The organism is Niallia sp. NCCP-28, from assembly GCF_023168165.1.
Taxonomy (GTDB): domain Bacteria; phylum Bacillota; class Bacilli; order Bacillales; family Cytobacillaceae; genus Niallia.
Genome location: NZ_BQYJ01000005.1, coordinates 232,325 through 256,195, shown reverse-complemented (window position 1 = coordinate 256,195; position 23,871 = coordinate 232,325). Strand labels below are relative to the sequence as shown.

The window sequence follows — 23,871 nt, the reverse complement described above, 5'->3', positions numbered from 1 at the left end:
AAGTTTCTTGCTTTTAGGTTTACTTTTGGCTTAGCATCTCAACAACTTCTCTAAGATCCGTTTTTGTCCCGACATTTCCTGGGAAGATAACATAAGAAATCCCTGGAAACTTGCTTTCGCTGCCTATTTTCCAGACAGGAATTCCAGGTCTAATTTGACCAGCTACCGTTGCCCTTTGGACTTCAAGGCCATTTGTTCCAACATCACTAGATGTAATGCCGCCTTTAGCAATAATAAAGGAAGGTCTTGCTTCTAATCTTTTCACGATGCTAGTGACTGCATCAGAAATTTTCACAGACAGCTGTAACTCTTCTTCTTTTTTGTTTTCTCCAAGATCCAATCTTTCCCGTTTTGTATAAACGGCCACATTTGTCCCCTGAGAGATTAGCTGGTTTGTTGTTTCTACTACTCTATCAAGTTCTTTTTCGAATTTATCAGGTTCTAATACAAGATGAACGTTAAATTCAATAAACTCAACCGTATCCAATTTTTTTAGTTCTTCAAACTGTTCTGTTGTCTTTTTAACATGCGAACCAATTATTACCAATCCGCCGTTGTTTGTTTCTTCCGTCATTAGTTCTGCCTGAGTAAGCAAGTTTTTATCACTTACGCCTCCGATTACTTTCGTAAGAGCGGCTGCACTTCTGAACATGAAGTTCTTTCCTTTATTTATGGCTCTAATTAAGGCAATGGTAAAGATTTTTACATCCGTATAATCCACTGCATTCACAATTACTTTATTAAAATTTTCCACTTTCAGCAGCTGCTGTTCAATTGTTTCAATATCTAGTGCACGCAGGCTATCAAGCGAAATATATGTCATATTCTCAGTCTTATATGCACCGTTAGATTTTTCTTCAGCCCACTCGCCTAAATGTGATTTGCTGTAGCCAAAGGTGCGGTCTTTCGCAAATTCTGTTTCCCCTGCAGGAACTAGATACTCATCATATTGAACATAGTGGATATTATCAATGGTGAAACGTCCGCCTTCTTTGAAGAATGGAAGGATCACTTCACCATCGAATTTAATCTCTTCATTTGCTTCTACTGTTTCTCTTAGCACTTGAGTTTCCAGTGGGTAATGACCTCTTAATGTGGAGTCCCCACGACTGATGATTGTAAAATCACGATTGTTTTTCTTCGCTGCTTTCACAATATTTGCGGCAATTTCTTGATGCGCTTTTGTTGTTTCGGCAGCCGTAAATCCACGTGAATTTGTTAAGATAAAGAACATAGAGTTAGCTTCTTTAAAACCCTTATCAATACTGTCCAGTGACCAATCTGTATAAACGGAGACACCATGAACGGTTTGAACACCGGTTGGATCATCGTCTAGTACAATAATTTTTTTATTTAGCTTCTTAAGTTCCTTCTCTATCATTTCATTCACAATGCTTGTATCAACAGAAGGTATCTGGCTAAAAACTTCTTCTACTAATCTTTTATTTGAACTCATTGATTAGATCCCCTTACTTCTACATTTGCAAGCTTTTCATAATACTGAACAATGCCGCCGTGGTCATCCATTAATTTTCCATCTACTTTTAATGCATGAAAGATTTCTAATAGGTGGCTGGATAATGGAAGGGGTACGCCAATTTCATGAGCTGTATCCATCACATTCGTAATATCTTTCATATTAATGGCGATGGTGCCGCCAGGAGCAAAATTTCTTTCAAGAATCAGTGGAACTTTAGCATCCAGTACAGTGCTGCCTGCCAATCCGCCTCTGATCGCTTGATACATTTTTTCAATATCAATTCCAGCCTTTGCAGCTAGAACAAGCGCCTCTGACATTGCGGCAATGTTAAGGTTTACAATAATTTGGTTGGCCAATTTGGCGGTAACCCCGCAGCCGCTGTCTCCAACTAATGTAACAGCACTTCCCAGATCAAATAGCACGGATTTTGCTGCTTCAAAAACATCTTCCTTCCCACCAACCATGATGGATAATGTGCCATCAATCGCTTTAGGCTCGCCGCCGCTGACAGGAGCATCCAAGAAGCCCACACCGCTTTTAGCTGCTTCTTTTGCCAGTTCAATGGAAGCAGCAGGAGTAATGGAGCTCATATCAATAATAATGGCTCCTTCTTTTGCTCCTGATAAGATTCCATTATCGCCTAAAACAACAGCTTGTACATGTTTTGATGCAGGAAGCATCGTAATAATAATTTCACTGTTTTCTGCCACTTCTCTTGCAGAACGAGCTACTTTTGCACCCGCTTCCATTAATAGTTGTACTGTATCTTGATTAAGATCATTAACCGTTAAAGTATGTCCTGCTTTCAGAAGGTTTAAAGCCATAGGTTTTCCCATGATGCCTAATCCAATAAAGCCAATCCTTTTTGTCATGTTGTTTTCCTCCCATGCATTATGTTATGAAAAGCAGATTCCTGCTTTGAAAAAATAATATCCATTTCTTGTATAGATTCGGTCATCTGCTTTGTAATTGAAAATGGTAAGCAATCGCTTACAAAAAGTATTTATGTTTAGATTGTATACTATAAATATTTTTTTGTATACGTATTTTTTAAAAAATGTATACAGTTTTATAAAAAATGTATTCATAAAAAGAGTTGTACACTTTCTCTCTATGTTATTTTTTAAAATAATTTGGTACTATGGACTTTATTAGGAAATAATTATTGAGGTGAAATTTGTGTTGGAAAGTAATAGCCCCCGACCTGCGTATCATCATTGTTATGAAATTCTCCGCGATAAGATTTTAAATGGTGAGCTTCCTGGTGGTACCAAGATCGTCGAAGAAAAAATTGCTGTTGAGCTTGGCGTCAGCAGAACACCGATAAGAGATTCGATAAGAAAATTAGAATATGAAGGACTAATTGTCAAAAAGAGAGTGGTAAATCCAAAAGAGAAGGATTTACGAAATATGTTTAGTGTCCGGATCTTGTTAGAAGGGTACTCAGCCCGATGTGCAGCAACCTTTTTAAAAGAAAATGAAATTGAAAAACTATACAAATATATTGAGATTGGCAGAAAGGGCACAAAGGAAGAAATTATGTCTGCCAACGAAGCCTTCCATAATGATATTGTAAAAGCAAGCAATAATCCTGTCATGATTGATATTATTGATCGAATGCAGGCAATTATTTATTTGTTTAGAAAAACGGTTGTCATCTATAATCGTCCACATCTTATTGATGAACATGAAGAAATTTATGAGGCAATCAAGGCAAGAGATGGGGAAAAGGCTGAGATTTTGATGAAAAAACACTTAGAAACGGATTTAAACTTTTATCTGCACATAATGAGTAATGAATAGTATAGTATAGTATAGAGTATCTTTGCATACAGTGGATGGATAGATAGAAGTGCCCTCAGTAAATTCTGAGGGCACTTCTTGTTTGTTTCTTTTTTTATTTTTTTGATAACAGACGGACAAATTTTGTCATGACTGGTTCCATTGCTTGCTGCATTTCTGCCATAATGGTAGAAAGATGGGCCATTTGATTATTATCTGCGTATTTTTCAAGGTAAGAGACAGCTGCTATGGAAACTTCTGTATTGACATTTACTTTGCAAATTCCCAATTTGATTGCTTTCTCTAGAACATCTCCCGGTGTTCCAGAACCGCCATGCAGAACGAGCGGAATACCAACTGCTGCACGAATCTTTTCGAGAAGGGCTAAGTCGATTTTTGGTTCCCCTTTGTACATTCCATGAACAGTACCGATTGCAGCAGCTAAAAAGTCAACGTTTGTTTCAGCCACGAATGCCTTGGCCGATTGTGGATCTGTTAAAGTTCCATCTCCTTCTTCTTCATCTGAGAATGCCCCCCTTGCCACAGAACCGATTTCTGCTTCAACAGAGACCCCTGCCATATGGGCAATCTCTACAATCTCTTTGGTAAAATGGATATTTTCTTCGAGATTATATTTCGATCCGTCGTACATAACAGAGGTAAAACCAGCTCGAATCGCTCGAATAATGGATTCCTTTTCATATGCATGATCAAGATGCAGTGCAACTGGAACTTTTACTTTTTCAGCCATTGCTTTGATCATAGCTGAAAAACCTTCCACATCTACTGTAGGAAAATAGCGTTCTCCTAAAGCGATAATCACAGGTGTACCTTCCCGTTCACTTACTTGGATAGCAGCTTGGGCTGTTTCTAAGTTATAGACATTAAAAGCTGCCACAGCATATTGTTCTTGTTGTGCTTTTGTTAAAATTTCTTTTGTATTCACTAACATGATTGTTTCCTCCTTGGTTGATAGATTAAGTTGAAAATATTGTATACATTTTTAAAAGATTTGTATACATTTTATTTTATTTTTAGATAAATTCGAATTTTTTAATAGACTAATTTGGATTGATTAAGGTGAACCATACCACAAATAGAGGCAATGGATAGAATATGAGTCAAGATTTCCTTTCTCAACATATAAACAGAGCATTTAAGCAATTATCCTCTTTCAATAAGCTTACAGTTAATTTATTAATCAGAAGGAAGAAGTTTATCGTTCACATACATTAACGAAGTGTTGAGAGCTGGTTCATCAAAGGTAGAGTTGATGATTAATATAAACGAAGCGATGTACAATGAAGTCATTTATGGCAGCTTGCATATTAAAGGAGACAGAAAAATATTAAAGCTATAAAGGCTAGAGTGCACATTACTTAAAAATTATCGGGATGGTTCTGAAGAGAAGTAGAAATAATTACTATTATCCTTATATCAAAGCATTTGCATCGCGATTCATCTGTAAATTTCGTACAAATTTGTTTTTTGTGGATAATAAGGTTAAGTGAAGATTATGATGAATTAACAATTAGAGACTAGATGACAAGCAAAGGAGCTGTTTAATGCTCAGTAATGGTGGCATTCAAAATAAGCAATTCCTAGGCCTTGTATCTGATTATGGTAATTCTTTGATATATAATATCTCAGGCTGTTGGCAAACACCTGCTTTCTTTGTTGCTCGCCTTGTCCAGATGCTCATTACCTGCCTTAGTAACTCCACTCCCCGCAAGGCTGCGCTTCTCAAAAGATAGATGTTTTCAATTGTATATAAAAAGCACTAGCGAGAGAAAAGGGAGTTAGTGCCCACCATTTCCCTCACTTCTTGCCTGCTTAGCCCATAATAGGCCCAATAGGAAGGTTGGACATTGCAATCTTTATTAAAAATAAAGGTGCATCTATACCCACTCCGTTCTTAGATTGTTCTGGGCGAGCATTTAATCAGGCATGATTATCGGCAATTTCCTAGAACATCACATTGCTGTTTTTTTAAATAAATATTTAGACTGGTGGCTGAAATATTAATTTTATAGAATGGAGCAGATTATATTGTGAATAATAAGATAGTAAGTAATAAAGGTTTCTGTCAAAGAATACTTTCTATCTTTATGAATTTTTACATATTCGCACTTATTTTTGTCAGTGGAAAATAAAATATGCCTCCCTTTAAACAAGCAGATTTATCAGCTTGTTTAAAGGAGGCATATTAGAGAAGAGAGGATTTTTAGTAATTAAGCACCTTTATTTTCTGTTTTAAAATGGCTGTTAGATGTTTTGCTGATTTTGTAAAAACTCCCGTATTTCTCTTGCACTAATAAAAGGGCAATTACTCCAATAATACTTGGAACGGCAAATGCCATAAATGCATTTTGCGGCGCTAAATTAGCCGCTAGCAAAAGACCGATTATCAGTGGTGCCAATATTGCTCCGATTCTCCCAATGCCAACCGTCACACTAAGGCCTGTTGTGCGGATTTCTTGGGGATAAAATTCAGATATATATGGATTTATTAAGTTTTGTGTTCCCCCTGTGCATGCACCGCCAATGGCGATTAATATATATAACAGAAGTGTATTAGACGTTGCGCTAAGGGAAACGAAGCAAATAGCTCCTAATAAAAACATATAGATAAGTACTTTGCGATGGCCTAATCGTTCCACTAAGTAACCGCCTAATAAAGATCCTCCGATTTGTCCAACTCCTAATGCTAGGCTGAATGATATGCTTGAAGTGATTCCATATCCAGCTCCTTGCATAATTTTAGGAAGCCATGTATTTAGGCCATATATCATAAGAAGACAGCTAAACACGGCAGTCCAAAAGGCTAGTGTACTAATAACTCGATTGTCTGAAAATAGCTTTTTGGCTGGAAAGCCTTTTGCCCGTTCTTTAACAGTCGCATATTCAAAATCGTCTGTTGCTTGATAGTTCCCTTTAGAATCTATTTTGTTTAAAATGCTGGCTATTTTTCCGCCTTGGTTGCGAATAATATAATAAGAAAGAGATTCAGGAAATTGTTTAAGAAACAATGGCAGCGTAAGTAAGGGAATAATCCCTAGCCAATATAAAAATCTCCACCCTAGACTTTCCATTAAATACATGCCTGTTAGTGAAGCCAGAATAGCCCCGATAGAGTAGCCGCAATACATTGTCGCCACAATCAGCGCGCGGTTTTTTTTAGGAGAGTATTCTGTCATCATGGCAATTACAGCTGGCATTAATCCACCCATTCCAAGAGCAGCAATAAAGCGCATAATCGTAAAGGTTAGGGAGTTTGGCGCTAAACCAGCAAAAAGGGAAAATATGCTGAATAAAAGCATGCAGATTGCTAATATCTTTTTTCGGCCAATAATATCGGAAAGGGAGCCAAGCAAAAAGGAACCAAGCATCATGCCAACTAGAGTATAGCTGCCGATTGCTCCTGCCTCTACAAGGGTTAACTCATAGTCCTTCATCATTAAAGGCAATCCAATTCCGTATAAGGCAATATCAAAACCATCAAAAGCAATGGCATAAAAACACCAAAGAAAAACCAATAAATGAAATTTATTAAACTTACTTTCAGCGATTACCTGAGAAGTCTGAACAACACGCATATTATTCCCCCTTTTGTAGCCATTTTTCTTTTTTATATTAAAAATTGTTTATTTCCAAACTTCCTGGGAGATTTCCACGACATGCCGAAGTTTTGACCATTGTTGTTCTTCTGTCAATAAGTTGCCTTCTTCTGTGGATGCAAATCCGCATTGAGGGCTTAAACATAGCTGATTTAAATCGACAAATTGTGATGCCTCTTCAATTCGTTTTATAATAGCATCCTTACTTTCCAATTCACCAAATTTTGAAGTAATTAAGCCTAAAACAATATTTAGGTCAGATTTATTTACAAAACGAAGTGGTTCAAAACCGCCTGAACGATCATTATCATATTCAAGGAAGAAACCATCGATATTTAGATGACCAAATAATTGTTCTGCCACTGGTTCATATCCACCAGAGGAAATCCATGTGGAGCGGAAATTTCCACGACAAATATGCATTGTTATCTTTAAATCATCAGGTCGCCCTGCTACTGCTTTGTTTAATGTATCTAAATACATTTTTATTAAATAATCAGGGTTCAGTCCTTTTGCACGAAGCTGTTCTTTTTGCTCTTTTGAACATAGATAAGCCCATGATGTATCATCAAGCTGCAGATAGCGGCAGCCGGCATCATAAAAAGTTTGCAGCCCTTTTTTATATGTTTTGGCTAAATCATCGAAGAATTCTTCTTCATCTGGATAAACTGATTTATCAATCTCTCCACGAAAATGAAGCATGCTTGGACTTGGAATTGTAAATTTTGCTACATGGTCCTTGGCTGTTTGATGAAGATACTTATAATCTTCTAACATAGGATGATTGCCAAAGTCTAATTTGTTGGTTATTTTAATCGCACGAGATTTTGTTTGTTTTTGATGGAATTGAATGCCGTTTCCTTCCCAAAAGCCATTAACTCCAACCAGATTTTCTAAGAAATCAAAATGCCACCAAGCTCTGCGGAATTCTCCATCCGTAACAGCTTGCAATCCTATTTCTTTTTGCTTCTGTACAATTCTTGCAATTTCGTTATCTTCGATTTTTCGTAATTGTTCTAAGGAAATTTCTCCAGCAGAGCTTTGTAAGCGGGCTTTTTTTATGGCATCGGATCTCAATAAACTGCCGACTTGATCGGCGCGGAAAATGGTTGCGCTATTGCTAGTTGTATTTATTGTTTTCATAAAATTTCCTCTTTTCTTTTTCTAACTCTAATGTTTGTATCCTAACATGATTAGAAGGTTATAGTGTAACTGATAAAAGTAATTGGTCGTTATAGCCAAAAGCTATAACGACTGCCTCTTTTATATTCTATTGGACATATGATTTTTATATTTTAGCAGTGCTCTATTCATTTTTGTTTATTTCGTCTAAGGTTAGAATAGCGGAATAAATTCTTTTATAATATAGTGAGAACATTTTAAATAAATTAATGAGGGATTAAAGATGAAGTTGCATCAACTAAGATATGTTATTGAAGTTGTCATGTGTGGCTCTATTAATGAGGCTGCACGCAGATTATACATATCACAACCTAGTTTATCAAAGGCAATAAAAGAACTGGAAAAAGAAATAGGCATTACTATTTTTACTCGCACATCCACAGGCATTACACTTTCGCCAGATGGAGCCGAGTTTCTTGGATATGCCAGGCAGGTAGTAGAACAAGTTGAACTATTAGAGCGTCGATACTTTAATACGATTCCCTCTCAGCAATTATTTTCTATTTCTACACAGCATTATGCATTTGCTGTAAATGCATTTGTAGAAATGATAAAAAAGCATGGGGGAGATAAATATCAATTTACTATGAGAGAAACCAGAACCTATGAAATTATAGAAGATGTCAAGAATTTACGCAGTGAAATTGGTATTTTATACGTTAGTTCCTTTAATGAAAAAGTAATGCTGCAGCTATTGAAAGAAGAGGGATTAGATTTTCATGTGCTTTTTAAAGCGGCTCCGCATATCTTTGTGAGTGATCAGAATCCGCTTTCAAAAAGAAAATCTGTTACTTTAGAAGATTTAGAGGATTATCCTAGGCTTAATTTTGAACAAGGAGAGTTTAATTCGTTTTATTACTCAGAAGAGATTTTTAGCACGATTCCCAGCAAAAAAAGCATCCAGGTCAGTGATCGGGCCACTCTATTTAACTTACTGATCGGATTGAACGGCTATACAATATCTACTGGCATTTTAAGTTCAGATTTAAATGGCTCCAATATTGTATCTGTTCCACTTGAAGAAGGAGAAATTATTACAGTTGGCTGGGTGGTGCATAAAAAAACGCAATTGAGCAGAATGGCTAAAGTGTATTTGGAAGAGCTTAAGCAGATTATAAATTTCTATGTATCATGAGATAGAGTTTTAAAAAAGGAATCTGAGAATGATGTTTTATTTCTAGCTTTTTTTAGGGTAAGTATATTTAGTTATGAAGGAGATAAATGGGAAAATATGTTGGTGAGAAAATCTAGTTTGAGTATGAATGATATCGTGGAAAAGCACGCCACTTTGATTTTTAATTTGGATGAAAGAAGGATTGTCTCCATACAGAGGACATTCGATGAATAATCTAATATAGAATTTGTTTTTGCAGGATATGAAAAAAATGTTAAAAAAACTCATAATATATATAACTAAATAGGCCTTTTCCAAAGGTCTATTTAGTTATGCGCTTTAATAAAGAAGTGATAGGAAAGCGAATATTAAAATCACATTTTCTTTCATTTAAAAATAGCTTAACAATAGGTAAAAGAACTAACGAAAGTATAAATATGTATTTTTTATGCATAGAAACATAATAATAGTATAAGAGAAAATAGTATTCAGTTATTATGTTGATATATTAAAAAAACTTATTTTCTACTATTTTGAATAAGCTGTTTTAGCGATGCTTTTAATGGAAAATGTTACTTATCCTATAAAGGAGGGAAGAACTAGACAAAAGATGGTAGAATAAGAATAATCAAAAGATAGATATAAATCGAGTATAAGAGGGGCGATTGAACGTGAATATACATCATCCACCTGATTATTCATCTGTTCCGCAAGATAATGTAATCTTAGAATATTATGGGATCAATGAACTGAATTTCGAATCTATTAAAAAATATCGAGGGGAATTTTCAACGATTAATCCTAGTCATCCTTGGAATGGATTAGAAATAAAAGAGTTTTTATATAAAATTGGTGCATGGGGAAAGGTAAGAAACACCAATCAGGAAGGTTTAACTCTTGCTGGTTTATTGATGTTTAGTGAAGAAAGGATTATTACGGAGGTATTGCCGCAATTTTTTCTTGAATATAGAGAAGTCTTAGGAGAAAAGATAGCTGATAACTGGTCCAAACGTTTTACTTCACAGGATGGAACTTGGTCAGGGAATATATTTGATTTTTATTTCAAAGCCCATGTAGAGCTAAAGGCTAATTTTAATAATTTGTATCAGAATGCTCATTTTACCCCTGCTGAGGAAATAAGCGCTCTATTTTGTCTGCAGGAACCATTAATCAATGCGTTAGTTCATGCTGATTATTATGGAGAAGGGGGCATTGTGATTGAAAAAAAAGCAGATTTATTTCAATTTTCCAATCCAGGTCTTCTGCGTATACCTTTAGAGCAAGCATTAGAAGGCAATGTAAGTAATCTGCGTAACCCTAACCTTTTTAAAATGTTTATTTTAATTGGTCTTTGTAAAAGAACGGGATCTAGCCTAAAAAGCACTAAAGAATTATGGGAACATTATGGCGGGGACGGTTCTTTTGATTTTATAAAAGAGTCAGGGCTCGAGCGTACTATTCTTAGGTTATATGTGAATCAAAAGGGAATCAGCGAAGAAGAAACCAGAGAAAAGGAAAATAACCTTTTTTTATTTTCTAGTGAAGAGGAGTTAATGATGTCGAATTTTGACGATCTAGACAACTCCTATAGTAACGAATCGAACTCCTTGAATAGTGAGGCGAACTCCTGTAATAATATAGTAAACTCCTTAAATAGCGGTAACAACTCCTATAATAAAGAGTTTAACTCCTATAGTAACGAACTGAACTCCTTAAATAGCGGTAACAACTCCTATAATAAAGAGAAGGGCTCCGGTAATAATGAAAATGAGTTAGATGATAGTATAATGTCACCTTTTGACGACATAGTGAACTCCTATAATAGTGAAGACGAGAGTGATGTTCATGAACTGGCGGAAATAGTAGCGAGTCATTCGACAAAGGATCTTCCAGAAGAGAAAATAAACGAATCTCCCTCAGAAGAAATGGATAAAAAATTATGGGAAATATCAGAACTTGCTAGAAGGAAAAAACGCTTGTCTCCAAGTGTGATGGAAGATATTGTAATAAATCTTTGTAGTCAGAAGCCTCTTATGTTAAGAGAATTAGCACGCTTATTAGCAAGAACTCCTGATGGCTTAAGAAATAATTATTTGGCCAAGTTATTAGATAAAGGGAAAATTAGGCTCAAATATCCTAATCAGCCAAACCATCCAAAACAGGCTTATATTATTATTAAGAAGTAAGGAAAGGTACAGAAAAGCTGTATCTTTTTTTATTAGTAAAAAATTAATGATTAGTAGGAGAATTTTGTTGTATAACAGTTTTTTTATTAAGAGTTATAAAATAGGAGAAGAAAAAGAGGTTATTTTTAATAATGGCTGTTTTCTAAAAGATTGCTACTTTTAAACAAGCAGACGTAATACGCTTTGCTTTCCATGAGCAAGCATCGAGCATTACATTTACTAAAACTATTTCTTCTATTTTTTTCTGTTAAAAACAATAAAATTTACAAAAACAGCCTTAATAATAGAGTAGCTTGGTATAGTAAAATAAAGGTCAAAAACTTAATTTAGCTGATGAAGCATTATATAAAGTGAAACGGACTGGAAAGAATCGATTACATTTATTTCATGTAAAGAATTATGAGAAGGAATTAGTTTATTAAGGTTAGGAATCAAGCAGTCTACAGTCTGAAAGCCGCTTTATTAAAAGCGGCTTTCTCTTATTCCAATCAATATTTAATTTCTAATTAGATAATCGAAGGCACCTAAAGATGCAGTTGCGCCTGATCCCATAGAAATAATAATCTGTTTATAAGGACTATTTGTACAGTCTCCTGCCGCAAACACTCCAGGTACGTTTGTTGCGCCGTGTTTGTCTACTACAATCTCACCGGTTCTAGTACGTTCAACTGTGTCGCCTAACCAATCAGTATTTGGTACAAGGCCAATTTGAACGAATATACCTTCTAGTTCAATATGATGGACTTCTTCTGTGTTGCGGTCTATATAGGAAATACCATTTACTTTATCAGTTCCAGTAATTTCTTTTGTTTGAACATTCTTTAGAACAGTTGCATTTGGCAGACTGTAAAGACGCTCTTGCAGTACAGAATCGGCTTTAAGCTCTGATGCAAACTCAAGAATTGTTACATGTTTTACAATGCCAGCTAAATCAATTGCTGCCTCAACACCAGAATTACCGCCGCCGATAACAGCTACATGTTTTCCGGCGAATAATGGACCATCACAATGAGGGCAGTATGCTACACCCTTATTTTTGAATTCTGCTTCACCAGGTACACCAACATTACGCCAGCGAGCACCGGTTGAAAGAATTACAGCTTTACTCTTTAGAACAGCACCGTTTTCTAGTTCAATCTCGATAAGATCTTTCTTTTCCAGGCTTTTGGCGCGCTGTAAATTCATTACATCAATATCGTACTCTTTTACATGTTCTTCAAGACTTGCTGCGAGTTTAGGGCCTTCTGTATATTTCATGCTGATAAAGTTCTCAATGCTCATGGTATCCATAATTTGACCGCCAAAGCGTTCAGCTACAATTCCTGTACGAATACCTTTGCGCGCTGCGTAGATAGCTGCACTTGCACCAGCAGGTCCGCCGCCGACTACAAGCACATCGAAGGGATCCTTATCAGAAAACTCTGAGGCATCTGGAGCATTGCCTATTTTAGCAAGGATTTCTTCTACTGACATACGTCCGCTGCCAAATGATTCCCCGTTTAGGAATACTGTTGGCACTGCCATGATGTTTTTGCTTTCTACCTCTTCTTTAAAAGCTGCACCATCAATCATGGTATGTGTAATGCCATGATTAAGAATGCTCATTAAATTTAATGCTTGTACAACATCAGGACAGTTGTGGCAACTCAAACTAATATAAGATTCAAAATGATATTCGCCTTTAATATTTTTAATTTGATCAATTACTTTTTGATCAACCTTCGGAGGTCTGCCGCTTACTTGCAGCAGTGCCAATACTAATGAAGTGAATTCATGTCCAAGAGGAATACCAGCAAATGTTACGCCAGTGTCTTCGCCAATGCGATTTACACTAAAGCTTGGTGTTCTTTGCAGCTGTGTATTCTCCACTTTAATTTTTGAGGACATAGTGGCTAATTCATCTACTAGAGCCAGCATATCACGAGAAACCTCATCGGAACCTGCGCTTACCTTAAGTACTATATCGCCTTCCATTAGTTGAAGATATTGGTTTAATTGTGCTTTTATCTCTGTATCCAGTAGCATTTATAGCACTCCTTAAATTTTTCCTACAAGGTCTAGGCTAGGTTTAAGTGTTGCAGAACCTTCTTGCCATTTCGCTGGACAAACTTCCCCTGGATTGTTGCGAACATATTGTGCTGCTTTAACTTTATTAACAAGAGTGCTTGCGTCACGGCCGATACCGCCAGCGTTGATTTCAACTGTTTGAATAACGCCATCTGGATCAATGATGAATGTACCGCGATCAGCAAGGCCTTCTTCTTCGTCTAGTACATCGAAGTTGCGAGAGATTTTTTGGGAAGGATCGCCAATCATAACATATTCGATTTTGCCGATAGCTTCTGAGTGATCATGCCATGCTTTATGGGTAAAATGAGTGTCAGTTGAAACAGAATAAACTTCTACTCCAAGATCTTTAAGAGCTGCATATTGGTTTTGAAGATCTTCAAGTTCTGTAGGGCAAACAAATGTAAAATCTGCTGGATAGAAGCAGAAAATGCTCCATTGTCCTTTTAGGCTTTCTTCTGTAATGTCAATAAATTCACCGTTATGGTAAGCAGATGCTTTGAATGGTTGTACTTCTTTTCCAATTAAAGACATAATTAATTCCTCCTAAGTATGTGTTGAGTTTTATAAAATAGATAGTTTTAGACATATTGCCAAAACTATAAATAACTAATAATAATTCTAATTCAAAATTAATTATTATATAAACCTTATTATTTTGTCAAGGATAATGCTCAATTTTTTACGATTTATTGCTACAGTTATATTGAATTTATATTTATAATAATTATGTTAGCTACAGATTGTTTGATAATTATTAAAAGAGATAAAAGAAAATATTTATTGCAAAATAAAATTTTCAATTAATATTACTATTTCTCAATTAACTAGTGTTTTTACATTAGTTAATATTATTATAGATAAAAATTTATATGCAAAAGAATAGACAGAAAAAGTGGAGGCATGTATTACTTTATCCTATTAGTTAGCTTCTATGCTAAAATCAGTTGATATTATTCTCCCTTTATCTACGGTATTACATCTTAAATAACCTCATGTCCTTCTTGTTTTCAAAATGCTCCTCCATTTGAATTCTATCTAGAAATTGTATAATAAACATTAGAAAGCGGACATTATTAAAGATTAGAATGTAGGGTGAAAATGAATTTGTTTATTTTTAGAACGAATACAGAGAAGGAGAAATTATGACAAAAAATAAAATAACAGGATGGAATTTAGATAATAGTTATGCAGAACTTCCCACATTATTTTTTTTAAACATATTGCCAACTTCTGTGAATGAACCAAAACTGGTTATATTTAATGATCAATTGGCAGAATCCATTGGACTGGATCGAGAGGAGCTGCAAAATGGGGATGGTGCGGCAATATTCTCTGGAAATAAAATTCCAAAAGGGGCTGCTCCGCTTGCGCAGGCTTACGCAGGGCATCAATTTGGCTATTTTAATCGCTTGGGAGATGGTCGAGCAATTCTTTTTGGGGAACAAATTACGCCAAAAGGCAGGCGGGTTGATGTTCAGTTAAAAGGTCCAGGGAGAACGCCCTATTCTCGAGGTGGGGATGGCCGAGCATCGCTTGGACCTATGCTTAGAGAATATATTATTAGTGAAGCGATGCACGCTCTTGGTATTCCAACAACTCGCAGCTTAGCTGTAGTAACGACTGGAGAGTCAGTTATTCGGGAAAAAGAATTCCCTGGTGCCATTTTAACTCGTATAGCTTCCAGTCACTTGCGAGTCGGAACTTTTCAATATGGGGCAAACTGGGGAACAGTCGATGAACTTCGCAGTTTAGCTGATTATACAATAAGAAGGCATTATCCTGAATTGGAGATGCAAGAGAATCCCTACCTTTCTTTGCTTCAGAAAGTTATTGAACAACAAGCGTCCCTTATTGCAAAATGGCAGCTGGTTGGCTTTATTCATGGGGTAATGAATACTGATAATATGACAATAAGCGGACAAACGATTGATTATGGACCCTGCGCATTTATGGATGTGTATAATCCAGACACAGTATTCAGTTCGATAGATAGAGAAGGACGCTATCGCTATAGCAATCAGCCTTCAATAGGCGGATGGAATCTTGCACGTTTTGCAGAGAGTCTCTTGCCATTATTGGGTGATGATGAACAAAAAGCATTAGAACTAGCACAGACTGAAATATCTGCATATGGTTCAATATATTATGCCAATTGGCTTAATGGGATGAGGAGAAAACTAGGTTTATTTAATGAAGAAACAGCAGATGAGGATCTTGTCAGCAACCTTCTTAAAATAATGGAGAAATATAGAGCAGACTATACAAATGTCTTTGTTGCATTGACTTTTGCCGAACAGAAAGATATAGCGATGTTTAAAAGTCCGGAATTTGTTCAGTGGCATAAGCTTTGGCAGGAAAGGATTAAAAGGCAAAAAGAGTCTGATGAGGAGAGAACTCTGTTGATGAAAAGCAGCAATCCTGCTGTAATTCCAAGGAATCACCGAGTGGAAGAGGCGTTAGAAGCTGCGGTGGAAAGAGGAGACTATAATGTGATGGAAAGGCTGCTTAATGCGCTATCCAAACCGTACGCACATACAAAGGAGCAGATAGAGTACGCTCAGCCATCTAAAGAGACTTTGCCATATAGAACATATTGCGGCACTTAATAACTCAATATAAAAGTTAAATAGGAGTGGTCAGACTGTCGACAAACGCTCGCTTTTTTCGTTGTTCTCCTTGTACGGATGTGATAAATCCGCTTCTTACAAGGCTTCATGCCTCAAAAGTCAAATGTTTTCTCTCGGCCTGAAATTTTTCCTCTTTGGATTTTATCTATAATTTTTCCGCTCTTTAAATAGGAGCGGTTTTTTTTTTATTATGTAACATAAGAAAATTTTAGTTTATTTCTGATATCAAAAATTATCATTAAATTATAAATTTTTGCCTGCTCTATGGCCAATCTTCTATTGGTTTTTAAAAGAAATTGCATAAAAAAAGATAAGAATATGATGAATTTTTTAATCATTTTTTAATGTTTACTATTTGTAATGTTACTTATTTATTGTTAATATTAAGTTATGTAACTTATTTAGGAGGATAATCGATGGAATATGTCGACCCTATAAAAGATATTGAAAGTATTAATGCGATTAAAGAGATGCTAAAGAAACAATCACAAAGAGATTTATTGCTGTTTGTTTTTGGTATTAATACGGGAATAAGAGTGAGTGATTTACTTTCGCTAAAAGTCGGTGATATACGAGACCAGAATGGAATAAAAGAATTTTTGTATTTGCAGGATTCTAACGGGCAAAAAGCCTACTATATAAATAACCGAATACACCTTGAACTAGAAGCGTATTTAAAAGACCATGATTTTAAAGAGGAAGATTTTCTTTTTAAGTCAAAGAAGAATGATCAAGCGATTACTCGTCAGCAGGCATATCGAATTATTCATAATGCAGCAAAGGAAGTTGGAATTCCAGGGAAAATCGGCATGCACACATTGAGAAAAACCTTTGGCTATCATGCTTACAGGAAAGGAATTGCTATTTCTATTTTAATGGAAACTTATCATCACCACTCGCCCTCTGAAACGTTAAAATATATCGGGATAAATAAGGGAGAGAAGCGTTTAGTGAAGGTAGATGTGAATTTATAAGAGATTTGGATGAGCATGTATTTATAAAAAAACTCCACCCATCAACAGGTGGAGAAACCAATTATTTATAAATAATCATCATTAGAGTCTAAAGTTGCATCAATCTCAACATTTGTTAATTCTTTGACTATATCCTCGTGCACTTCAACTTGTAATGTTTCCTTATCTTTCATAAATTTAAAAACACCATTATTAAAGTCTGTCCCATATTCTTTAAAGAATATGCCTTCAAATTCTACTGATTTTGTATGATTAAAGATTAGACGGTAATTTTCTTGTTCTTTTACAAGATATGCACGGATACCCTTTTCAAAGTGTCCTTCCGGATTTTTAAGATAACGGGAAACAGAAATGATGTGAAGGTCAACAAAAGGAATTTCACGTAATAAAGAATTGATGATAGAGCCTTTGGCAATTTGCTCCCAGCGGCTTTGAGCGGTTTGGCCGAGAATGATTTGTGTAATATTCTTTTCTCGTGCAACCTCAGCAATTACTTTAGAAATAGGTCGTTTTTCATTATCTCGAATTACAAAAGTATTGGCATTATGTTTGTCTGCTAACTCTTTCCATCTTTCGATATAACCTGACTTCTCAGCATCTAAATCATCAAGGGGCTTTGGGTCGACTGTTAGTATATAAAGTGGACAATTAAGCATTTTTGCAATTTTACAGCCTCGTTGTATGAGACGTTCACCATTTGGACCATAATAAACGCAGACGAGAATACTTTCGTCCATACGTTCTTTTCTTTTTTCCATTGTTTTTTCACCTCAAAATCGATGTGAATTTTTACACCACTATTAGTAAACTATGTATGACTATAACGTATGCTACAAAATCAGTCAATCTATTTAATAAATTTTCCAATTTAATCAATATTAAAGATATAAGCTGATTTTTATTTATAGAAAAAATGTTTTTAAAACACTTACAAGGAGGGAGATTCTATGTCTTGGCTGCACATGATTATATTGTTTCCATTTATATTTGCCATCATTGTGCCTTATATATATAAAAAGTTTACGCCGCGCATACACACAGGATGGTTTGTTTTGTTTGTACCGTTCATCATCTTTATTTACCTTTTAACATTAATCCCCAAAATATCCAAAGGGCATACATCGTATGCGGTAGCTCGATGGCTGCCATCATACGATATTAACTTTACTGCATATGCAGATGGACTAAGTCTTGTGTTTGGGTTATTAATTGCAGGTATTGGTACATTAGTAATTGTCTATTCCATTTACTATCTTTCCAAACAACGTGAAGCACTTCATAATTTCTATATTTATTTGCTTCTATTTATGGGTGCGATGCTTGGGCTTGTCTTCTCAGACAATATTTTTGTTCTATATGTTTTTTGGGAAATTACAAGTGTTTCCTCCTTTTTATTGATATCGTACTGGTACACACGAGAAAGATCCCGTTATGGTGCGCAAAAGTCGATGTTAATTACTGTATTTGGCGGTCTTTGCATGCTTGCAGGATTTATTATGCTTTCGATGATTACCAATACGAATAGCATTAGAGAAATGTTTGAAGTGGTGGAGACCATCCATACAGATGCTTTATTTATTCCGGCTATGGTATTGGTGTTGATTGGTGCATTTACCAAGTCAGCGCAGTTTCCATTCAGCATTTGGCTGCCTGATGCAATGGAAGCACCTACTCCTATTAGTGCTTATTTGCACTCCGCTACAATGGTCAAAGCAGGCATCTATTTAGTTGCACGACTAACACCTGTATTTGGCGGAACTTATGAATGGTTTTGGCTTGTTTCAGGCATAGGAATTGTCACATTGCTTTATGGGTCATTAAATGCGGTGAAACAAACAGATTTAAAGGCGCTGTTAGCGTACTCGACAATTAGCCAATTAGGATTAATCATGAGTCTTTTTGGGTTGGGTTCTGCCTCTATGTATTATGGAAATAGCAGTGCTGAAACCTCCCTTTATGCCGCAGCAATATTTGCAGCTATCTTCCACTTAGTGAATCATTCTACATTTAAAGGATGCTTATTTATGGTAGTGGGAATTATTGACCATGAAACAGGAACACGTGATATTAGGAAATTAGGCGGTTTGATGAGTATTATGCCTGTTTCCTTTACGCTTACTGTAATTGGAAGTTTTTCGATGGCAGGGATTCCGCCATTTAATGGGTTCTTAAGTAAGGAAATGTTTTTTACAGCAGTAAAAAATGCTGCTGCCATGAATATATTCAGCATGCAAAGTATCGGTATTGTAATTCCAATTATAGCGTGGATAGCTAGTGTATTTACATTTGTCTATTGTATGGTGCTTGTATTTAAAACATTTAGAGGGAAGAATAAGCAGGAAAAACTTGATAAGAATGTGCATGAGGGATCTATTGGACTGCTAATATCTCCTATTATATTAGGTTCGCTTGTGATTATCTTTTTCTTTTTTCCAAATACAATTGCAAAATATCTGCTGAAGCCAGCATTTGCTGCAGTATTGCCAACACTTGCCGATACAGTCAAGGTAAAAGAAATAAGTGCATGGCATGGATGGAATGCAGAATTGTTTATGACAATAGGTGTAGTTGTTCTTGGAACGCTATTGTATGTGTATTTAAAGAAATGGTACCGGATTTATCGATTATATCCACAAGCAATGACTTTAAATAATTTATATAATTTTAGTTTGGAATATATGGAGAATACCTCTAAGAAAATAACAGATTTTTATATGACAGGATCTATTCGTCATTATTTAGTGTATATCTTTTCTTTTATTATACTTGTAATGGGAGGATCTTTATGGATATTTGGAGGATTTAAAATCGATACATCCCAAGATTCTCCTATCAGTATATATGATATTGGGATTGTCACATCCGTATTTATTTCTGCCATTGCAGTATTATTTTCAAAAACTAGATTGACCGCGATTGCCGCTGTTGGAGCATTAGGTTTTTTAGTCTCCTTTTTCTTTGTATTGTTTAGGGCCCCTGATTTAGCGCTGACACAGTTGGTTGTGGAAACCGTGACCACTGCATTGTTTTTATTATGCTTCTATCACTTGCCGGCGTTGCAGAAGGAAGTTAGTCGCATCCCATTTAAGCTAGTTAATGCTGTCATCTCAATTGGGGTTGGTGCAGTAGTAACAGTTATTGCTCTTTCAGCTAATGGAACTCATATGTTTGACTCTATTTCTAGCTTTTATGAAAATTCGTATAAGCTGGCTGGTGCTCAAAATATAGTCAATGCCATTCTCGTTGATTTTAGAGGGATTGATACGATGCTGGAAATTCTCGTACTGAGCATAGCTGGTTTAGGGGTATATACATTAATAAAATTAAAGATAGCTGGGAGGGATAAGAATGAAGAGATCGAATGATTTGCTGATAAGAAGCGTGACAAAAGTAGCGGTCGTCATTATTTTTACTTTTGCCATTAATCTGTTTGTTTCAGGACATCATTATCCTGGCGGCGGATTTATCGGAGGGCTTACCTTTGCTTCTGCTTTAATTCTTTTATTCCTAACATTTGATATAGAATCAGTTCGCAAAAATATCCCTGTTGATTTTAAAGTGCTTGCCGCTGTTGGTGTATTAATTGCTGTTTTGACAGGGGTAGGCGGAATGGTTTTAAATCAGCCATTTTTAACTCAGGCATTTAATTATTTTGAACTTCCTATATTTGGAAAAACAGAACTTGCAACAGCTGTTATTTTTGATATAGGGGTAGCGTTGGCGGTTATTGGAACGGCTATAACGATTATTATGAGTATAGGTGATGATCGATAATGGAAACAATGATGTCTATTCTTGTTGGTGTGCTATTCGCCATTGGTATTTATCTAATTCTGACAAAAACATTACTCCGGATTATTTTAGGAACATCCATACTCGGCCATGGTGTTAACTTGCTTATTATCACAATGGGAGGCTTGAAAAAAGGCGGTCCCCCCTTGCTTGGGATAAAAGATCTTTCTTATGCGGATTCTTTGCCGCAAGCTCTTTTATTAACCGCAATTGTTATAAACTTCGCAACAACGGCGCTTTTCTTAGTGCTGAGTTACCGTGCCTATAAAGTGTTGGGGACGGATAATACAGAGCAACTGAGAGGTAATGACAATGAATAATTTAATTATACTGCCAATCATAATCCCTATATTGCTGGGTATGGTGATGGTGATTTTCAGAAAAAATATCATGCTGCACAGGATTCTAAGCATTGTTTCAACTATTGCAGTTGGTGCTGTATCTTTTGTATTGATGATGCAAATAAAAACAAAAGGGATTCAAACACTTCAATTAGGCGGATGGGAAGCTCCTTTTGGGGTAAGTATGGTTGGGGATATGCTTTCGATGCTCCTTATCCTAGTAACAAGCATTGTTTCTTTATGCTGTTTGCTTTATGCCTTTCATTCTATTGGAAAGGAAAGGGAACTGCATTATTTTTATCCATTATTTCTTTTTCTTATTACAGGAGTAAATGGATCATTCCTTACGGGGGATATCTTTAATTTATTTGTTTGTTTTGAAGTAATGCTTGTTGCTTCCTATGTGCTGATTGCATTAGGGGGTACTGGAGTTCAGTTAAGAGAGTCGATTAAGTATATTTTAATAAATATTATATCCTCGTTTCTTTTTCTTGTAGCAATAGCTTATCTTTACGCAATGGTAGGGACTTTAAATTTTGCCCATTTATCTGTTCGGATAGCTAGTGTAGGACAAGATGGATTAATGACTACAGTAGCCATATTATTTTTAATTGTATTTAGCTTAAAGGCAGGATTATTTTTATTTTATTGGCTTCCTGGGTCGTACAGTGCTCCTCCTCCTGCTATTGCAGCAATATTTGCTGCGCTATTAACGAAGGTCGGAATTTACGCTATTATGAGAATTTTCACGTTGGTTTTTTATCATAATCCAGAAAATACGCATTTATTTATTGGTATTTTGGCAGCTGCAACAATGATTCTAGGAGCAATTGGTGCTGTTGCTTATAATGACATACAAAGAGTTATGACCTATAACGTGGTGGTAGGAGTAGGACTTATTCTAGCAGGAGTCGCCTCTTTTACTACAGTTGGAATGACTGGTGCATTATATTATTTAATTCACGATATGATTGTAAAAGCGCTTATTTTTCTTTTGGGTGGAACGATTATTCATCTGACAGGAACAAGTAAATTGAATGAAATAAGCGGACTAATTAGGCTGCATCCTCAATTCGGGTGGATGTTCTTTATTGCTGCATTATCTTTATCCGGTATTCCTCCTTTAAGTGGTTTTATCGGGAAGATATTTATTACAGAAGGAACATTTGGCGCTGGTTACTTTTGGCTAGGCGGAATAGGATTGATAACTAGTCTTATGGTGCTGTTTTCTATTATGAAAGTTTTTATGAACGTTTTTTGGGGATATACAGATTTAACGTTGGAAGAAGAGAAAGGGACGACAAAAGGGTTATTGCTGCCTATCGGCATTCTTACCTTTTTGACAATCGCTTTAGGCTTAGGAACGGAAGGGATTCATGAATTTGTAGATATTGCAGTTGAAACCTTGATGAATCCTGAAATATATATTGAAGCAGTATTGGGCAGCCATTAAAAGCTGATAAAATTCTTTTCTTTATAAGAATCAAGTTAATTAATATTTAATAATAATGGAAAGGGGTGGTAGCGATGCCTATGCAGGTTTTAATTAACTTATTAATTGGTGTAGTGTGGATGTTCCTTCAAGATAGTTGGGGTGTCTTAACTTTTTTTAGCGGCTATTTATTTGGCTTGCTGGTTCTGTTTCTTTTACGCCGTTATCTGCCTACTAAATTTTATCTGGAAACATTATTTGCTGTGGTTAAACTGTTTTTTGTTTTTATTTATGAGTTGTTTACTTCAAGTATTGTTGTTATTCGGCAGATTACGAGGCCTAAGATAAATATTTCCCCAGGAATATTTACGTTGGATACTGACTTGGAAGGGGAATTGGAAGTTTCGTTATTGGCTTTACTATTGAATTTAACTCCTGGATCTGTAGTAGTAGAAGTATCCCCTAACAGTAAGCAATTCTATATACACGCAATGGATATTCCTGTATCAAGAGATTCTGTTTTTCGTTCTAAAGAGAAGTTCGAGCATGCTATAAAGAAGGTGACACGTGGATGATTAATGGAATATTATTTTGTTCTTTAATACTTCTTAATTTATCGATTTTAGCAACTGTTTATCGATTGGTAAAAGGTCCTTCCGCTTCTGATAGAATACAGGCACTTGATGTCTTAGGCATCAATTTGATTTCAGGTGTGGCAATCTTTTCTGTTTTGCTGAGGAATACTGCATTTTTTGAAGTGATTTTATTGATAGGAATCCTTTCATTTATTGGAACAATCGCCTATGCAAGGTATATTGAAAGAGGTGTTGTCATTGAACGTAAACAATCAGATTGAATTAGTGGCCGTTCTTTTAATATTGCTTGGAACCATTTTTAGTTTCCTTAGTGCAGTTGGGCTCATTAGACTGCCAGATGTGTATACTCGTTCTCATGCTGCTTCAAAAAGTGCAACAATGGGGGTTTTGTTTACACTGGTAGGCACTTTTGTATTTTTTATGATAGAAGACACCTTTAGCATTCGATTATTCCTTGGCATTTTCTTTGTATTTTTGACTGCACCTGTTGCCTCACACGTTATTGTCCGGTCAGCTTACCGTTCGAAAGTAGCCTTAACAAAAGAAAGTGTTCAAGATGATTTGAAAGAAATAATGGAAAGGGAAAAGGAGTAAGAAATAGTTATTTAATTTAAAAAGCATCTGTTAATCCATTAGAGAGGGTATCTCTGATGGATTTTTTTCGCTGTTATCTTCGGG

At 35.8% G+C, this 23,871-nt stretch carries 20 protein-coding genes; 12 read left to right on the top strand and 8 right to left on the bottom strand.

Features of this window, described 5'->3' with window-relative positions:
- Positions 1 to 19: 19 nt before the first annotated feature.
- Both NCCP28_RS16070 and garR read right to left on the bottom strand, forming a co-directional pair.
- Entirely contained in the window at positions 20 to 1,456 is a 1,437-nt protein-coding gene (locus NCCP28_RS16070) for a four-carbon acid sugar kinase family protein (protein ID WP_248562438.1), read from the bottom strand.
- Complete coding sequence (gene garR / locus NCCP28_RS16065) at positions 1,453 to 2,352, bottom strand: 2-hydroxy-3-oxopropionate reductase (protein ID WP_248562437.1); 900 nt, start codon at positions 2,350 to 2,352, stop codon at positions 1,453 to 1,455. Before garR ends, NCCP28_RS16070 begins: the two co-directional genes overlap by 4 nt.
- 310 nt (positions 2,353 to 2,662) lie before the next feature.
- Here garR and NCCP28_RS16060 point away from each other — a divergent pair, with 310 nt between their 5' ends.
- Positions 2,663 to 3,283 (top strand): GntR family transcriptional regulator, encoded by a 621-nt coding sequence (locus NCCP28_RS16060; protein WP_248562436.1) that lies wholly within the window; start codon positions 2,663 to 2,665, stop codon positions 3,281 to 3,283.
- 94 nt (positions 3,284 to 3,377) lie between these two features.
- Here NCCP28_RS16060 and NCCP28_RS16055 read toward each other — a convergent pair whose 3' ends face one another.
- The 3 genes from NCCP28_RS16055 to NCCP28_RS16045 all read right to left on the bottom strand — a co-directional run bounded on the left by NCCP28_RS16055 (position 3,378) and on the right by NCCP28_RS16045 (position 8,022).
- A complete protein-coding gene (locus tag NCCP28_RS16055) occupies positions 3,378 to 4,214 on the bottom strand; it encodes a class II fructose-bisphosphate aldolase (protein WP_248562435.1) in 837 nt (278 codons plus the stop codon).
- A gap of 1,279 nt (positions 4,215 to 5,493) precedes the next feature.
- Positions 5,494 to 6,858 (bottom strand): MFS transporter, encoded by a 1,365-nt coding sequence (locus NCCP28_RS16050; RefSeq protein WP_248562434.1) that lies wholly within the window; start codon positions 6,856 to 6,858, stop codon positions 5,494 to 5,496.
- A 48-nt stretch (positions 6,859 to 6,906) separates the two neighbouring features.
- A complete protein-coding gene (locus NCCP28_RS16045) occupies positions 6,907 to 8,022 on the bottom strand; it encodes a 5-methyltetrahydropteroyltriglutamate--homocysteine S-methyltransferase (RefSeq protein ID WP_248562433.1) in 1,116 nt (371 codons plus the stop codon).
- Positions 8,023 to 8,284: 262 nt separating this feature from the next.
- Between NCCP28_RS16045 and NCCP28_RS16040 the strand changes: the two genes are divergently transcribed.
- The gene (locus NCCP28_RS16040; RefSeq protein WP_248562432.1) at positions 8,285 to 9,196 is read left to right on the top strand and encodes a LysR family transcriptional regulator; all 912 of its coding nucleotides are present in this window, start codon (positions 8,285 to 8,287) and stop codon (positions 9,194 to 9,196) included.
- A gap of 650 nt (positions 9,197 to 9,846) precedes the next feature.
- On the top strand, positions 9,847 to 11,361 hold the full coding sequence (locus NCCP28_RS16035) for a transcriptional regulator (protein WP_375709420.1): 1,515 nt from the start codon (positions 9,847 to 9,849) through the stop codon (positions 11,359 to 11,361).
- Positions 11,362 to 11,856: 495 nt separating this feature from the next.
- Here the strand turns inward: NCCP28_RS16035 and ahpF are convergent, their stop codons facing one another.
- Positions 11,857 to 13,386, bottom strand: coding sequence for an alkyl hydroperoxide reductase subunit F (gene ahpF / locus NCCP28_RS16030; protein WP_248562430.1), 1,530 nt, complete (start codon positions 13,384 to 13,386; stop codon positions 11,857 to 11,859).
- A gap of 12 nt (positions 13,387 to 13,398) precedes the next feature.
- Positions 13,399 to 13,962 (bottom strand): alkyl hydroperoxide reductase subunit C, encoded by a 564-nt coding sequence (gene ahpC, locus NCCP28_RS16025; RefSeq protein ID WP_248562429.1) that lies wholly within the window; start codon positions 13,960 to 13,962, stop codon positions 13,399 to 13,401.
- A gap of 611 nt (positions 13,963 to 14,573) precedes the next feature.
- On the opposite strand from ahpC, the gene NCCP28_RS16020 reads away from it, so the two are divergent.
- Together NCCP28_RS16020 and NCCP28_RS16015 are read left to right on the top strand one after the other, a co-directional pair.
- Positions 14,574 to 16,037, top strand: coding sequence for a protein adenylyltransferase SelO (locus tag NCCP28_RS16020; protein ID WP_248562428.1), 1,464 nt, complete (start codon positions 14,574 to 14,576; stop codon positions 16,035 to 16,037).
- 437 nt (positions 16,038 to 16,474) lie between these two features.
- Complete coding sequence (locus NCCP28_RS16015; RefSeq protein ID WP_248562427.1) at positions 16,475 to 17,032, top strand: tyrosine-type recombinase/integrase; 558 nt, start codon at positions 16,475 to 16,477, stop codon at positions 17,030 to 17,032.
- 65 nt (positions 17,033 to 17,097) lie between these two features.
- On the opposite strand, the gene NCCP28_RS16010 is transcribed toward NCCP28_RS16015, so the two are convergent.
- Entirely contained in the window at positions 17,098 to 17,790 is a 693-nt protein-coding gene (locus tag NCCP28_RS16010; RefSeq protein WP_248562426.1) for a universal stress protein, read from the bottom strand.
- Positions 17,791 to 17,979: 189 nt separating this feature from the next.
- Between NCCP28_RS16010 and NCCP28_RS16005 the strand changes: the two genes are divergently transcribed.
- The 7 genes from NCCP28_RS16005 to mnhG all read left to right on the top strand — a co-directional run bounded on the left by NCCP28_RS16005 (position 17,980) and on the right by mnhG (position 23,787).
- Positions 17,980 to 20,397, top strand: coding sequence for a Na+/H+ antiporter subunit A (locus tag NCCP28_RS16005; RefSeq protein WP_248562425.1), 2,418 nt, complete (start codon positions 17,980 to 17,982; stop codon positions 20,395 to 20,397).
- Entirely contained in the window at positions 20,381 to 20,806 is a 426-nt protein-coding gene (locus tag NCCP28_RS16000) for a Na(+)/H(+) antiporter subunit B (RefSeq protein WP_248562424.1), read from the top strand. The genes NCCP28_RS16005 and NCCP28_RS16000 overlap by 17 nt, the downstream gene beginning before the upstream one ends.
- Positions 20,806 to 21,144, top strand: a complete 339-nt coding sequence (locus NCCP28_RS15995; RefSeq protein WP_248562423.1) for a Na(+)/H(+) antiporter subunit C — start codon at positions 20,806 to 20,808, stop codon at positions 21,142 to 21,144. The genes NCCP28_RS16000 and NCCP28_RS15995 overlap by 1 nt, the downstream gene beginning before the upstream one ends.
- A complete protein-coding gene (locus NCCP28_RS15990) occupies positions 21,137 to 22,618 on the top strand; it encodes a Na+/H+ antiporter subunit D (RefSeq protein ID WP_248562422.1) in 1,482 nt (493 codons plus the stop codon). Before NCCP28_RS15995 ends, NCCP28_RS15990 begins: the two co-directional genes overlap by 8 nt.
- Before the next feature lie 74 nt (positions 22,619 to 22,692).
- Positions 22,693 to 23,172, top strand: a complete 480-nt coding sequence (locus tag NCCP28_RS15985) for a Na+/H+ antiporter subunit E (RefSeq protein ID WP_248562421.1) — start codon at positions 22,693 to 22,695, stop codon at positions 23,170 to 23,172.
- The gene (locus tag NCCP28_RS15980; RefSeq protein WP_248562420.1) at positions 23,169 to 23,453 is read left to right on the top strand and encodes a Na(+)/H(+) antiporter subunit F1; all 285 of its coding nucleotides are present in this window, start codon (positions 23,169 to 23,171) and stop codon (positions 23,451 to 23,453) included. Before NCCP28_RS15985 ends, NCCP28_RS15980 begins: the two co-directional genes overlap by 4 nt.
- Complete coding sequence (mnhG, locus tag NCCP28_RS15975) at positions 23,431 to 23,787, top strand: monovalent cation/H(+) antiporter subunit G (protein WP_248562419.1); 357 nt, start codon at positions 23,431 to 23,433, stop codon at positions 23,785 to 23,787. Before NCCP28_RS15980 ends, mnhG begins: the two co-directional genes overlap by 23 nt.
- The last annotated feature ends 84 nt before the right edge of the window (positions 23,788 to 23,871 follow it).